General features: G+C 58.5%; 12 protein-coding genes. 6 read left to right on the top strand and 6 right to left on the bottom strand.

Annotation, left to right across the window (positions count from 1 at the left end):
• Nucleotides 1-202 precede the first annotated feature (202 nt).
• Entirely contained in the window at nt 203-1,165 is a 963-nt protein-coding gene (gene trxB / locus AP059_RS00630; protein ID WP_048363180.1) for a thioredoxin-disulfide reductase, read from the bottom strand.
• A 314-nt stretch (nt 1,166-1,479) separates the two neighbouring features.
• Here trxB and cysZ point away from each other — a divergent pair, with 314 nt between their 5' ends.
• Nucleotides 1,480-2,229: a sulfate transporter CysZ gene (cysZ, locus tag AP059_RS00620; protein WP_059761436.1), complete on the top strand. Its 750-nt coding sequence runs from the start codon at nt 1,480-1,482 to the stop codon at nt 2,227-2,229.
• A 40-nt stretch (nt 2,230-2,269) separates the two neighbouring features.
• Nucleotides 2,270-3,484, top strand: coding sequence for a glycosyltransferase family 4 protein (locus AP059_RS00615; protein ID WP_059761435.1), 1,215 nt, complete (start codon nt 2,270-2,272; stop codon nt 3,482-3,484).
• Here the strand turns inward: AP059_RS00615 and AP059_RS00610 are convergent.
• Together AP059_RS00610 and AP059_RS00605 are read right to left on the bottom strand one after the other, a co-directional pair.
• Complete coding sequence (locus tag AP059_RS00610; protein WP_059761434.1) at nt 3,481-3,963, bottom strand: glutathione peroxidase; 483 nt, start codon at nt 3,961-3,963, stop codon at nt 3,481-3,483. The two genes, AP059_RS00615 and AP059_RS00610, sit on opposite strands and share 4 nt — an antisense overlap.
• A gap of 132 nt (nt 3,964-4,095) precedes the next feature.
• Complete coding sequence (locus AP059_RS00605; RefSeq protein WP_059761433.1) at nt 4,096-4,581, bottom strand: FKBP-type peptidyl-prolyl cis-trans isomerase; 486 nt, start codon at nt 4,579-4,581, stop codon at nt 4,096-4,098.
• Nucleotides 4,582-4,681: 100 nt separating this feature from the next.
• Between AP059_RS00605 and AP059_RS22635 the strand changes: the two genes are divergently transcribed.
• From AP059_RS22635 to AP059_RS00595, 3 genes are read left to right on the top strand one after another with little or no spacing between them, the layout of a single operon-like run.
• Nucleotides 4,682-4,897: a DUF3565 domain-containing protein gene (locus AP059_RS22635; protein WP_371260578.1), complete on the top strand. Its 216-nt coding sequence runs from the start codon at nt 4,682-4,684 to the stop codon at nt 4,895-4,897.
• 60 nt (nt 4,898-4,957) lie between these two features.
• Entirely contained in the window at nt 4,958-7,057 is a 2,100-nt protein-coding gene (pta, locus tag AP059_RS00600; RefSeq protein ID WP_048363174.1) for a phosphate acetyltransferase, read from the top strand.
• Entirely contained in the window at nt 7,058-7,963 is a 906-nt protein-coding gene (locus AP059_RS00595) for an acyltransferase (RefSeq protein WP_059761432.1), read from the top strand. It begins immediately after the preceding gene.
• 55 nt (nt 7,964-8,018) lie between these two features.
• Here AP059_RS00595 and cysN read toward each other — a convergent pair whose 3' ends face one another.
• From cysN to AP059_RS00580, 3 genes are all read right to left on the bottom strand, one after another.
• Complete coding sequence (cysN, locus tag AP059_RS00590) at nt 8,019-9,917, bottom strand: sulfate adenylyltransferase subunit CysN (RefSeq protein WP_059761431.1); 1,899 nt, start codon at nt 9,915-9,917, stop codon at nt 8,019-8,021.
• Between the two features lie 9 nt (nt 9,918-9,926).
• A complete protein-coding gene (gene cysD, locus AP059_RS00585) occupies nt 9,927-10,844 on the bottom strand; it encodes a sulfate adenylyltransferase subunit CysD (protein ID WP_048363171.1) in 918 nt (305 codons plus the stop codon).
• A gap of 200 nt (nt 10,845-11,044) precedes the next feature.
• Nucleotides 11,045-11,803, bottom strand: coding sequence for a Nif3-like dinuclear metal center hexameric protein (locus AP059_RS00580; RefSeq protein ID WP_048363170.1), 759 nt, complete (start codon nt 11,801-11,803; stop codon nt 11,045-11,047).
• Nucleotides 11,804-11,904: 101 nt separating this feature from the next.
• Here AP059_RS00580 and algW point away from each other — a divergent pair, with 101 nt between their 5' ends.
• Nucleotides 11,905-13,059, top strand: a complete 1,155-nt coding sequence (algW, locus tag AP059_RS00575) for a Do family serine endopeptidase AlgW (RefSeq protein ID WP_048363169.1) — start codon at nt 11,905-11,907, stop codon at nt 13,057-13,059.
• Nucleotides 13,060-13,354: the final 295 nt, after the last annotated feature.

The raw sequence follows: 13,354 nt of genomic DNA, 5'->3' as shown, positions 1-13,354 counted from the left end.
GCAGCAACGCTCACCACAGCGCGACATCACCGACATTTTTGCCGAAGTGTATCGAGCAGAACCTGACGCGTCAGATGGAGGGTGAGCACGGACAAGCAAAAATACGCACAAAAAAATGCCCGTATCGTTCGATACGGGCATTGCCGTGATCCGGGCCACACAGGACTAAAAAGTCACGGCGCCCTTCGGGTCAAGCGGTGTATCAGAACTCAGCGTTCTGCAAGCCGTCCAGGTAGCGCTCGGCGTCCAGTGCAGCCATGCAGCCGGCACCGGCCGAGGTGATGGCTTGACGGTAAACGTGATCGGCCACGTCACCGGCAGCAAACACCCCTTCGATGCTGGTGGCGGTGGCGTTGCCTTCGCGGCCGCCCTGCACAACCATGTAGCCATCTTTAAGCGCCAGCTGGCCTTCGAACAACGAGGTGTTCGGGGTGTGGCCGATGGCGATGAACACGCCGTCGACGGTGATTTCGTCGAAGCTGCCGTCATTGTTTTTCAGGCGCGCACCGGTCACGCCCATGTTGTCGCCCAGCACTTCATCTAGGGTCGCGTTCAACTTGAGTTCGATTTTGCCTTCCGCCACACGGGCATTGAGCTTGTCGATCAGGATTTTCTCGGCACGGAAGGTTTCGCGGCGGTGAACCAGCGTTACTTTGCTGGCGATGTTGGCCAGGTACAGGGCCTCTTCAACGGCAGTGTTGCCGCCACCGACCACAGCCACCGGCTTGTTGCGATAGAAGAAGCCATCGCAGGTCGCGCACGCCGAGACGCCTTTGCCCATGAAGGTTTCTTCAGACGGCAAGCCCAGGTAACGGGCGCTGGCGCCGGTAGCGATGATCAGGGCGTCACAGGTGAAAGTACCGCTGTCGCCCTTGAGGGTGAACGGCTTGTTTTTCAGGTCCACTTCGTTGATGTGGTCGAACACGATCTCGGTTTCAAAACGCTCGGCGTGCTCGCGCATCCGCTCCATCAGCGCCGGACCGGTCAGGCCGTGAACATCACCCGGCCAGTTGTCGACCTCAGTGGTGGTGGTCAATTGACCGCCTGCCTGCATGCCCGTAATCAGCAGTGGCTTGAGGTTGGCGCGGGCCGCGTACACAGCAGCGCTGTAACCGGCAGGGCCGGAACCCAGAATAATCACTCGCGAATGACGTACTTCAGACATGACTCACTCCTATGACCGCCCGCGTCGAAATCGGGTCGGAACGCCGCTTGAGCAGCTGGAATATAAAGGGATCGCAAAGCAGTACAGGCTAGACCTGAAACGCATCGATCCTGAAAAAATGTGGGTGCAGCGTATCGAGGTGGCAGAGATTAAGGAAATACGCTTTAACAATCCAGCTCATAGCAGGTCTCAATGAGACCGCAGCCGTCTGAGGCCGCCTTTGTAACAGTTATTGTCGATCCTGATCCAAGGCTTTCACGCCATTCGTAAAGCCGCTAAGGTCGCCCCGTTTTCTCATTGCTCGGAGTACAACTATGCCCGCCCCTGTTCTTTGCGGCCCGCACTACCTGCGTGAGGGTCTCAAGCTGGTGCTCACCCCCGGCCTGCGCCTGTTTGTATTGCTGCCATTGCTGATCAACCTGGTGCTGTTCGTCGGCTTGATTTATTTCGCGGGCCATCAGTTCAGCCTATGGGTGGATACCCTGATGCCCGCGCTGCCCAGCTGGCTGAGTTTTCTCAATTACCTGCTGTGGCCGTTGTTCGTGGTGCTGGTGGCATTGATGGTGTTTTTTACCTTCACCATGCTCGCCAATATCATTGCTGCCCCATTCAACGGTTTTCTCTCAGAGAAGGTTGAGGTGGTGGTGCGCGGCACGGATGACTTCCCGGCGTTCAGTTGGGGCGAACTGATCGCCATGGTGCCGCGCACCCTGGCGCGAGAGATGCGCAAACTGGGGTATTTTCTGCCCCGCGCCATTGCCTTGTTGATCCTGTCGTTTATTCCGGTGCTGAACCTGATCGCCGCACCGCTGTGGCTGATTTTCGGGATCTGGATGATGGCCATTCAATACATCGACTACCCGGCGGATAACCACAAGCTGGGCTGGAACGAGATGCTCGCCTGGCTGCGCCAGAAACGCTGGCAGAGCATGAGTTTTGGCGCAATCGTCTACCTCGTGCTGCTGATCCCGCTGGTCAACGTGCTGATGATGCCCGCCGCTGTCGCAGGCGCCACCCTGTTTTGGGTACGTGAACGCGGCGAAGACGCCCTCAAAAGCCGCTGAGCGTTTCATAAATCCATCATCAGCGTGACACATCGACGTCATGGCCCTACCCGACACTGGGGTCATGACCACTGCCCTTCATATCGCCCTCGTCACAGAAACCTTCCCACCCGAGATCAATGGCGTGGCCAATACCCTTGGCCATTTATATGAAGGTTTATGTGCACTCAATCATCACGTGGAACTGGTGCGCCCGCGCCAAAGCGGGGATGGCCATCAACGCAGCACCGATCAATTGATGCTGTGCCGAGGTTGGCCGATACCGGGCTATCCCACCCTGCAATGGGGCATGACTTCGATCCATCGCTTGAGCAAACGCTGGCAGCAACAACGCCCGGACGTGGTGTACATCGCCACCGAAGGGCCGCTGGGGCTGTGCGCATTGCGAGTGGCCAGGCGTTTGGGGATTGCGGTGGTCAGTGGTTTTCACACCAATTTCCAGCAGTACTCCAGCCAGTACGGCTGGGGGCTTATTACCCGCGCCTTGACCCACTATTTGCGCTGGTTTCATAACCGTTCGGCGCTGACACTGGTGCCCAGCACCAGCCAGCGTCTGGAACTGCAACGCCGGCACTTCGAGCGCCTGCAACTGCTGGCCCGTGGTGTCGACAGCCGCCTGTTCAACCCGGCCAAACGCCAGAACACCTTGCGTCAACACTGGGGCCTGCGTGAAGACGACATTGCCTTGCTGCACGTGGGCCGTCTGGCGCCGGAAAAAAACCTCACAGCCCTCAAGCGCTGCTTGCAGGCACTGCAAGCCCGTTACCCGGCGCGACGGCTCACGTTGATCATTGTCGGGGAAGGCCCCAAACGCGCAGCCCTCGAAGCCTCGCTGCCCGAGGCTATTTTTTGTGGTGTGCAGACGGGAGAAACGCTGGCCCGTCACTACGCCAGCAGTGACGTGTTCTTGTTTCCGAGCATGACCGAAACCTTCGGCAACGTTGTGCTCGAAGCCCTGGCATCAGGTTTAGGCGTGGTGGCGTATGACGAGGCGGCGGCGGGGTTGCATATCCGTCATGGCTATAACGGCGTACTGGCCATGACCGGGGACGAGCACGCGTGGATCGAAGCCGCAAGCTGGCTGCTGGATGACCCTGAGACGCTGCGCACCATTCGTCTGAATGCGCGTCAGCATGCCAGTCGTCATGGCTGGCCAAACATCATCAGGCAGTTCGAAGGGGTACTGCACAACGCCTGTCGCGCTGAAAACGACGCAGAAGCCATCCCCGTCTCCGTACCGGTGAAAAAGCGTTAACCCAACGCTTTTTCAATCGCCTGAATCACTGCGCCATCGTCTGGAGCGGTGCGCGGCGAAAAACGCGCCAATACGCGACCGTCCTGACCCAGCAGGAACTTCTCGAAGTTCCAGGTAATGTCCCCCGGGAACTCAGCGCCCTCGCCTGCCAACAAGCGATACAGCTGATGACGCTCAGGACCGTTGACGTTCATTTTGCCGCTCAGATCGAAGGTCACGCCGTAGTTGAGGCTGCAAAAGGACTGGATCTCCTCGTCTGTGCCAGGCTCTTGTCCCGCGAATTGATTGCACGGCACGCCCAAAATGCTGAAACCTTGATCCTTGAACTGCTGATAAATTTTTTCCAGCGCCGCGTACTGTGGGGTCAAACCACATTTAGAGGCGACGTTCACCACCAGCACCACCTTGCCCTTGAGGGTTTCCAGTGGTAGCGACTTGCCGTCCAGCGCGTCGAGCGTAAGTTCGTGAAAAGCACTCATGACGGACTCCAAAAATCTCGGGACCAGGTTCAGACAACCGCTCAAAAGCCAATTGCCCTACGCTTTAAAGATGAAAAAAGGCGCCCGTAGGCGCCCTTTCCTGGCTAGCTCAGGTGAGCTTAGTAGCCATTATCAGTGCTGATGACCGCCTTCACCGTGTACGTGGCCGTGAGCAACTTCTTCTTCGCTCGCGTCACGAATGGCCACAACCTTCACTTTGAAGTTCAGGCGTTGACCGGCCAATGGGTGGTTGCCATCCACAGTCACGTCGTCGCCGTCCAGATCACGAATGGTCACGATCTGCATTTGGCCGTCCGGCGCGGAAGCGTGGAACTGCATGCCAACTTCCAGTTGGTCAACGCCTTCGAACATGCTGCGGTTCAACGTGCTGACCAGTTCAGCGGAGTACTCGCCGTAAGCGTCTTCAGGCTCTACGGCAACTTCCAGCTCGTCACCGACTGCCTTGCCTTCCAGCGCCTTTTCCAGACCCGGGATGATGTTACCTGCGCCTTGCAGGTAAACCAGTGGCGCGCCACCGGCGGAGCTGTCGATGACCTCACCAGCGTCGTTGGTCAGGGTATAGTCGATGGAGACAGCCTTGTTGGCGGCGATCGTCATGGGGCGAGACCTTTTGCAGAAAATAAAGAGTGCGCAAGTTTAACCAAGCAAACGCACGAAAGCGAACACAACGAAACACAACCAAGACCAACGGATAATTTTGAAAAGCTCAACAATCATTGGTTGGCGACAGGATGAGGAGGCGCATTGGGTGGCCGTACTGTCTTGTGGCCACACCCAGCACCATCGTCATCAACCGCCCTGGCAATCGCGCGCCTGGGTGCTTGACCCCCAGCAACGGCGCGCAAAAATAGGTCAGCCCTTTGCCTGTGGCTGGTGTGCTCAAGGGGCGGATAGCGCTAATCTTGGCAATTGATTCAGGCACATGACCCGTTCGGCGGGTGTGCCCTTGCACTGCTCACGTCAGGAAGCTCGCATGCAAACTTTCTTTATCGCCCCCACTGATTTTGGTGTGGGCCTGACTTCTATCAGCCTCGGCCTGGTGCGCACCCTTGAACGCGCTGGCTTGAAAGTCGGCTTTTTCAAACCGATTGCCCAGCCGCACCCAGGCGATCTGGGCCCTGAGCGCTCGACCGAGCTGATGGCCCGCACCCACGGCCTGAAGCCCCCAAAACCCTTGGGGCTGGCGCACGTTGAACGGATGCTCGGCGACGGCCAGCTCGATGAGTTGCTTGAAGAAATCATCCGCCTGTATCAAGAGGCCGCGATTGGCAAAGATGTGCTGATCGTCGAAGGCATGGTGCCCACCCGCAGCGCCAGCTACGCCGCACGGGTCAACCTGCACCTGGCCAAAAGCCTGGATGCTGAAGTGATTCTGGTCTCGGCCCCGGAAAACGAAGTCCTGACTGAACTCTCCGGGCGCGTTGAACTACAGGCTCAACTGTTCGGCGGCCCCAAAGACCCGAAAGTGCTGGGCGTGATCCTGAACAAGGTGCGCACTGACGAAAGCATGGAGGACTTCGCCGCACGGCTCAAAGAGCATTCGCCTTTGCTGCGCTCCGGTGACTTCAAACTGCTGGGTTGTATTCCGTATCAACCGGAACTCAACGCACCGCGCACCCGCGACGTGGCAGATTTGCTCGGCGCCCAGGTGCTCAACGCCGGGGACTATGAAACCCGGCGCATGTCGAAAATCATTTTGTGCGCCCGTACCGTGCTCAATACGCTGCAACTGCTCAAGCCTGGCGTACTGGTGGTCACCCCGGGCGACCGCGACGACATTATTCTTGCCGTCAGCCTGGCCGCGATGAATGGCGTGCCGCTGGCCGGCCTGCTGCTGACCAGTGACACCCAACCCGACCCGCGCCTGATGGAGCTGTGTCGCGGCGCCCTGCAAGCCGGGCTGCCTGTGCTGTCAGTGAGCACCGGCTCGTATGACACGGCCAATCGCCTGAACAACCTGAACAAAGAAATCCCCATCGATGACCGCGAACGTGCGCAAATCATCACTGATTTCGTCGCCAGCCACCTCGACGCCAAATGGTTGCACCAGCGCTGCGGTACGCCTCGGGAAATGCGCCTCACACCTGCTGTCTTCCGTTATCAGTTGATACAGCGCGCCCAGCAGGCGAACAAACGCATCGTGTTGCCCGAAGGCAGCGAACCGCTGACCGTGCAGGCGGCGGCCATCTGTCACGCTCGCGGCATCGCCCGCTGTGTGCTGCTGGCCAAGCCTGAAGAGGTGCACGCCGTGGCCAAGGCCCACGGGTTTGAGCTGCCTGAGGGGTTGGAGATTCTCGACCCGGACGTCATTCGCGGGCGTTACGTCGAGCCGATGGTGGCGCTGCGCAAAACCAAAAGCATCAACGCGCCGATGGCCGAGCAGCAACTGGAAGACCCGGTGGTGATCGGCACCATGATGCTGGCGCTGGACGAAGTGGACGGACTGGTGTCGGGGGTGATTCACTCCACCGCCAACACCATCCGCCCGGCCTTGCAACTGATCAAAACGGCGCCGGGTTGCACGCTGGTGTCCTCCGTGTTCTTCATGCTCTTCCCCGAGCAAGTGCTGGTGTATGGCGACTGCGTGATGAACCCGCACCCGTCTGCCACCGAACTGGCCGAAATCGCGCTGCAAAGTGCCGACTCGGCGGCCGCATTTGGCATCACGCCTCGCGTGGCGATGATCAGTTACTCCAGTGGCGACTCGGCCAGCGGTGAAGAAGTCGAAAAAGTCCGCGAAGCCACCCTTCTCGCTCACGAAGCGCAACATGCGCTGTTGATTGATGGCCCGTTGCAATACGACGCGGCGGCCAACGAAAGTGTGGCCAGACAATTGGCCCCCAACAGCCAGGTGGCGGGCCGCGCGACGGTCTTTGTGTTCCCGGACCTGAACACCGGCAACACCACGCACAAAGCCGTGCAACGCAGCGCCGATTGCGTCAGCCTTGGTCCCATGCTGCAAGGGCTGCGTAAACCGGTGAATGACCTGCCACGCGGCGCCCAAGTGGACGACATCGTCTACACCATCGCCCTCACGGCGATCCAAGCCGCCAACCGACCTATGGATGTATAAATGCTGGATTTCCTGCCTGCGCCGTTACGCGGCGTCATTGCTTCACTGCTGTTGGCGATCAACACCATCGTGTGCTGCACGCCGCTATTCGTGGTGGCCATTTTTAAACTGTGCCTGCCCTTCCCGGCCGCGCAACGGGTCACCGACGAGTTGATGCGTCGTATCCACGAAGCGTGGGTCAGCAACAACCAGCGCTGGATGAACCTGCTGCGCAAGACACGCTGGCACATCAAAGGGCTGGAGGGTCTTGATTACGAGCACTCTTACCTGGTGACCAGCAACCACCAGAGCTGGGTTGACATCATGGTGCTGCAATACGTGCTCAACAAACGTATTCGCCCGCTCAAGTTCTTCCTCAAGCAAGAACTGATCTGGGTGCCGGTCATTGGTCTGGCCTGGTGGGCGCTGGGTTTCCCGTTCATGAAGCGCTACTCCAAGGCTTATCTGGCCAAGCACCCGGAGAAAAAAGGCGCCGACCTGGCGACCACGCGTAAAACCTGTGCGAAGTTCAAAAACCAGCCGGTGGGGATTTTCAACTTTGTTGAAGGCACCCGCTTTACCGAGGCCAAGCATGCGCAGCAGCAATCACCGTTTCGCTACCTGCTCAAGCCCAAGGCCGGCGGGATTGCCTTTGTGCTGGATGCGATGGGGGAGCAGCTCAAATCCATCGTCAACGTGACGATTCACTATCCTGGAGGGCGTCCGGGTTATTGGGATTTACTGTGCGCTAATGTGCGCGAGGTGGTGGTGGTGTTCGAAGAGTTGCCCATTGCGCCTGAGTTTATTGGCCGCAACTACGATCAGGACGCTGAGTACAAGCTGGCGTTTCAGGGCTGGATCAATCAGTTGTGGGAAGACAAGGACCGGTTGCTGGACCAATTGCATCGCGAGTACCCAAAGGTCTGACTCGCCAATAAAAAGCCCGCCACCGATCACTCGGTGGCGGGCTTTTTGATACGCCTTATATCGCGCCGCGTTGACGCAACAGGTCCAGCACTAACTTCACGCCTTCATCGACCGTCAGCGCCTGAGTGTTGACTACCAGGTCTGCATTTAACGGCACGTCATACGGGAAGGAATCACCCGGAATGTTATCGCCGCCCGCCGCGTACAAGCCTTGCGGATCACGTTCGGCGCAGACCGCTGGTGATGCCTGCACATACACGGTAATTAAGCGATCATCCCCGATCAACGCTTTGGCCTGCTCACGGCCTTGCGCATCCGGCGCCACAAACGCAGCCAGTGTCAGCAAGCCGGCTTCGTTGAACTGACGTGCCACATGCGCGGCGCGGCGCCAGTTTTCTGTGCGCCCAGCACGGTCCTGAGGCAAACCTTTGTTCAGGTCATGCCGCAGGTTTTGACCGTCCAGCACAAACACCGCACGGCCCATGTCGAACAATTTGCGCTCAACCGCATAGGCCAAGGTGCTTTTGCCTGCGCCCGACAAGCCGCTGAACAACACCGTGGCCGGTTGCTGGCCAAAACGTTGCGCACGTTCTTGAGTGGTCACATGCGCCAGCTCGCCATGATGGCCGGTGCCGCCATGACTCACCGGCTGGGCAACGATCATGCCTGCGCCCACGGTGCCATTGGTCAGGCGGTCAATGATGATGAACGCACCCGTGGTGCGGTTGCTTTCGTAACCGTCCAGCGCAATTGGTGCATCGAGGCTGACCTTGACCTTGCCGATCTCGTTCAACTGCAAGGCGCTGGCCGGACCTTCTTGCAGCGTGTTCACGTCGACTTTGTTGACGATGCTGGCAATGGAACCCGGTACATAGCTGGTCGCGCGCTTGATGTCGTACTTCTTGCCCGGCAGCATCGGCTCTTCGGCCATCCATACCAGCATGGCTTCGAAGCTGTCAGTCACCGGCGGAACGCTGTCGGCATGCACCAGCAGGTCGCCACGGGAGATGTCGATCTCGTCTTCCATGGTCAGCGTGATTGCTTGCCCAGGGCCTGCGTGTTCCAGCTCGCCTTCAAAGGTAACAATGGATTTGACACGGCTGCTCTTGCCCGACGGCAGCACCACCACCTCGTCGCCCTTGCGCACGATGCCACTGGCCAGGGTGCCGGCGAAGCCACGGAAGTTCAGGTTCGGACGGTTCACGTATTGCACCGGAAAGCGCAGGTCAGTGAGGTTACGGTCCGCTGCGATTTCCACGGTTTCAAGAATTTCCATCAGCGACTGCCCGGTGTACCAGGGCGAGCGCTCGCTTTTGTTCACGACGTTGTCGCCTTTAAGGGCTGACATCGGCACGAAGTACAAGCTCGTGGGCTTGACCTTCATGCCTTCAGCGAACGCCAGGTAGTCGGTCTTGATCGACTCAAATACGCTTTGATCAAACCCGTTGATGTCCATTTTGTTGATGGCCACCACGATGTGTTTGATGCCCAGCAGCGAGGCGATAAAGCTGTGGCGACGGGTCTGGGTCTGCACGCCATAACGGGCATCCACCAAAATGATGGCCAAATCGCAGGTCGACGCACCGGTGGCCATGTTGCGGGTGTACTGCTCGTGACCCGGGGTGTCGGCGATGATGAATTTGCGCTTGGCCGTGGAAAAGTAGCGATACGCCACATCAATGGTGATGCCCTGCTCGCGCTCGGCTTGCAGGCCGTCCACCAGCAGCGCCAGGTCGATATCATCGCCCGTGGTGCCGCTCTTTTTCGAATCGCGGGTGATGGCTTCCAGGTGATCCTCGTAGATCATCTTGGAGTCGTGCAGCAGGCGCCCGATCAGGGTGCTCTTGCCGTCGTCGACGTTGCCGCAGGTCAGAAAACGCAACATCTCTTTGCGCTCATGCTGGCCCAGGTAGGCGAGGATGTCCTCGCTGATCAAATCAGATACGTGCGACATGACAACCCCTTAGAAATAACCTTGACGTTTTTTATCTTCCATTGAGCCTGCGCCATCGTGATCGATGACCCGGCCCTGGCGCTCGGAAGTTCGCGTCAGGAGCATTTCCTGGATGATGTCGGTCAGGGTTTCAGCCTCCGATTCCACCGCGCCGGTCAGCGGGTAGCAACCCAGCGTGCGGAAACGGACCTTTTTCTTGACGATGCGGGCTTTGTCTTCGTCAGACAGGTGCTCAAGGATGCGCTCGTCGTCAATCATGATCAGCGTGCCGTTCTTCTCGATCACTTCACGCTCGGCGGCGAAGTACAGCGGCACAATCGGGATGCCTTCGAGGTAGATGTACTGCCAGATGTCGAGTTCGGTCCAGTTCGACAACGGGAACACGCGGATCGATTCGCCCTTGTTGACGTTGCCGTTGTACACGTTCCACAACTCTGGGCGCTGGTTTTTCGGGTCCCAGCGGTGTTTGCTGTCGCGGAATGAATACACGCGCTCTTTGGCGCGGGACTTCTCTTCGTCGCGGCGGGCGCCACCGAATGCGGCATCAAAACCATACTTGTCGAGCGCCTGCTTGAGACCCTCGGTTTTCATGATGTCGGTGTGCTTGGCACTGCCGTGGGTGAAAGGGTTGATGCCCTGCGCCACGCCGTCCGGGTTGACGTGGGTGATCAAGTCCAGGCCCAGCTCGGCAACCATCTTGTCGCGAAAGCGGTACATCTCCTGGAATTTCCACTGTGTGTCTACATGCATCACCGGAAACGGCAGCTTGCCAGGGAAAAATGCCTTGCGCGCAAGGTGCAGCATCACGGCGGAATCTTTACCGATCGAGTACAGCATTACCGGGTTATCGAACTCGGCGGCCACCTCGCGGATGATGTGGATGCTTTCCGCCTCCAGCTGTTTCAGGTGCGTCAGTTTGTCGACCATGGCTACTCACGAAAGCTATCTTATGAACGGCCTGCGGGCCGTGTTCGAGCTCAGAATGCTAGCACAGCGCCCTCTTATATAGAGGGCGCCAACTAGATCGAAAACGTCTAAGAATAGATCGCGGAGTTTGCCCGATTGAGCACTCGCAGGAGCTGGCGCTGGCTGCGAACATTTAAAAGATCGCAGCCTGCGGGGTCGCGTCAGATGGGGTTAGGGCAATCGATGAACAGGTGTTCAAGGGCAAAGCGTCGGGCCAGGTAATCGCCCAATGCCTGTACGCCATACCGCTCGGTGGCATGATGCCCGGCGGCAATAAAACTGATGTCGTTTTCGCGCGCACTGTGGAAGGTCTGCTCCGACGCTTCGCCACTGAGGTACAAATCGACACCGGCCAGCACGGCTTGATCGATGTAACCCTGGCCACCGCCCGTGCACCAGCCCACGCGACGGATCATATCGCTGCCTTCAATCAGCAGCGGTTCGCGGCCCAGTGCTTCTTGCACCCGACGGGCAAAATCACGCGCAGTCACCGGTTCCGCCAGCGACCCGACCAGCCCCACCACTTTGGCATTGGCGGGGTCCAGCGGGCCTTCGACGGTAATGTCCAGTTGCCGGGCCAGCTGCACGTTATTGCCCACCTCAGGGTGCACGTCCAACGGCAAGTGATAGGCCAACAGGCTGATGTCGTGTTTGAGTAACGTTTTGAGGCGACGCTGCTTCATGCCCGTGATGCACGGGTCTTCACCCTTCCAGAAGTAACCGTGATGCACCAGCACCAAGTCCGCCTGAGCTTCAACGGCGGCGTCCAGCAACGCCTGGCTGGCAGTCACGCCACTGACAATACGCAGCACTTGAGGCCGCCCTTCGACCTGCAAACCGTTGGGGCAGTAATCGCCGATGGCAGCACAGTTCAGGTAACGATTGGCTTCTTCAACCAGGGTGCTCAAGGCGACAGCCATAAAAGACTCCTAAATATAGCGTTCAGAGGCGCGCAGCCCTCGTATAATGGCCGCCATTATGGGCCGTGATGCAGGCTCTGCAACCTTCAGGACTTAGTTCAATGCTCAAGGCTTTGCGTTTTTTTGGCTGGCCACTGCTGGCTGGCGTGCTTATCGCTTTGCTGATTATTCAGCGTTACCCGCAATGGGTCGGGCTGCCGAGTCTGGACGTTAATCTGCAACAAGCGCCGCAAACCAATTACGTACAACAGGGCCCGGTGACGTACGCCGATGCCGTGGTCCGCGCCGCGCCGGCCGTGGCTAACCTGTACACCACAAAGGTGGTGAACCGAAACGCCCGCCCGTTGTTTGAAGACCCGCAGTTCCGGCACTTTTTCGGCAACAACGCACCCAAGCAAAAGCGTATGGAGTCCAGCCTCGGCTCAGCCGTGCTGATGAGCCCGGAAGGCTACTTGCTGACCAATAACCATGTGGTGTTGAACGCTGACCAGATCGTGGTGGCACTCAAGGACGGGCGTGAAACCCTGGCCCGGGTCATTGGCAGCGATCCTGAAACAGATTTGGCAGTACTCAAAATTGACCTGAAAAACCTGCCAGCCATCACCATTGGTCGCTCCGACACGCTGCGTATCGGTGACATTGCCCTGGCCATCGGCAACCCGTTCGGTGTGGGCCAGACCACCACCATGGGCATCATCAGCGCCACCGGGCGTAACCAGCTGGGTCTTAACAACTACGAAGACTTTATCCAGACCGATGCCGCGATCAACCCCGGCAACTCGGGCGGCGCGCTGGTGGATGCCAATGGCAACCTGACCGGTATCAACACCGCTATTTTTACCAAGTCCGGCGGCTCGCAAGGCATTGGCTTTGCAATTCCGATCAACCTGGCAATGGAAGTCATGAAGTCGATCATTGAACACGGCCAGGTGATTCGTGGCTGGTTGGGGATTGAGGTGCAACCGTTGACCCCGGATCTGGCCGAATCATTTGGCCTGAGCGGTCGTCCGGGGATTGTCGTGGCGGGTATTTTCCGCGATGGCCCTGCGCAAAAAGCAGGTCTGCAACTGGGTGACGTGATTCTGAGCATTGATGGCGCACCGGCAAGCGACGGGCGTCGCTCGATGAACCAAGTGGCCCGAATCAAGCCTTCGGACAAAATCAGTATTCAGGTCATGCGCAACGGTAAAGAGCTCAAGCTTACGGCCGAAGTAGGCTTGCGCCCACCGCAAGAACAGCCGCCACAGCAGGAATAAATCCCGCATAACCGAAGAAACCGAGGTGGGTGTGGCCGTTGCCGAAGGTGACGTCCGATGGCGAAGCGATTGTAAACCCGAGGTTTGCGATGCCTCTGTGGCACCGCGTTGAATGGTTTTACGAGCGCTTCGCGCCCGGACGCAGCCTCGCACTACTCGTCAGCGACTACAGAAATGGCAACGGTGGGCGTAGCCGTTGCCGAAGGCGACGTCCGATTGCGAAGCGATTGTAAACCCGAAGTTTGCGATGCCTCTGTGGCACCGCGTTGAATGGTTTTACGAGCGCTTCGCGCCC

Source organism: Pseudomonas sp. TAA207 (assembly GCF_001529285.1).
GTDB classification, from domain to species: Bacteria; Pseudomonadota; Gammaproteobacteria; order Pseudomonadales; family Pseudomonadaceae; genus Aquipseudomonas; species Aquipseudomonas weihenstephanensis.
The sequence above is the reverse complement of the archived record's forward strand: the minus strand, read 5'-3'. Positions and strand labels throughout refer to the sequence as shown.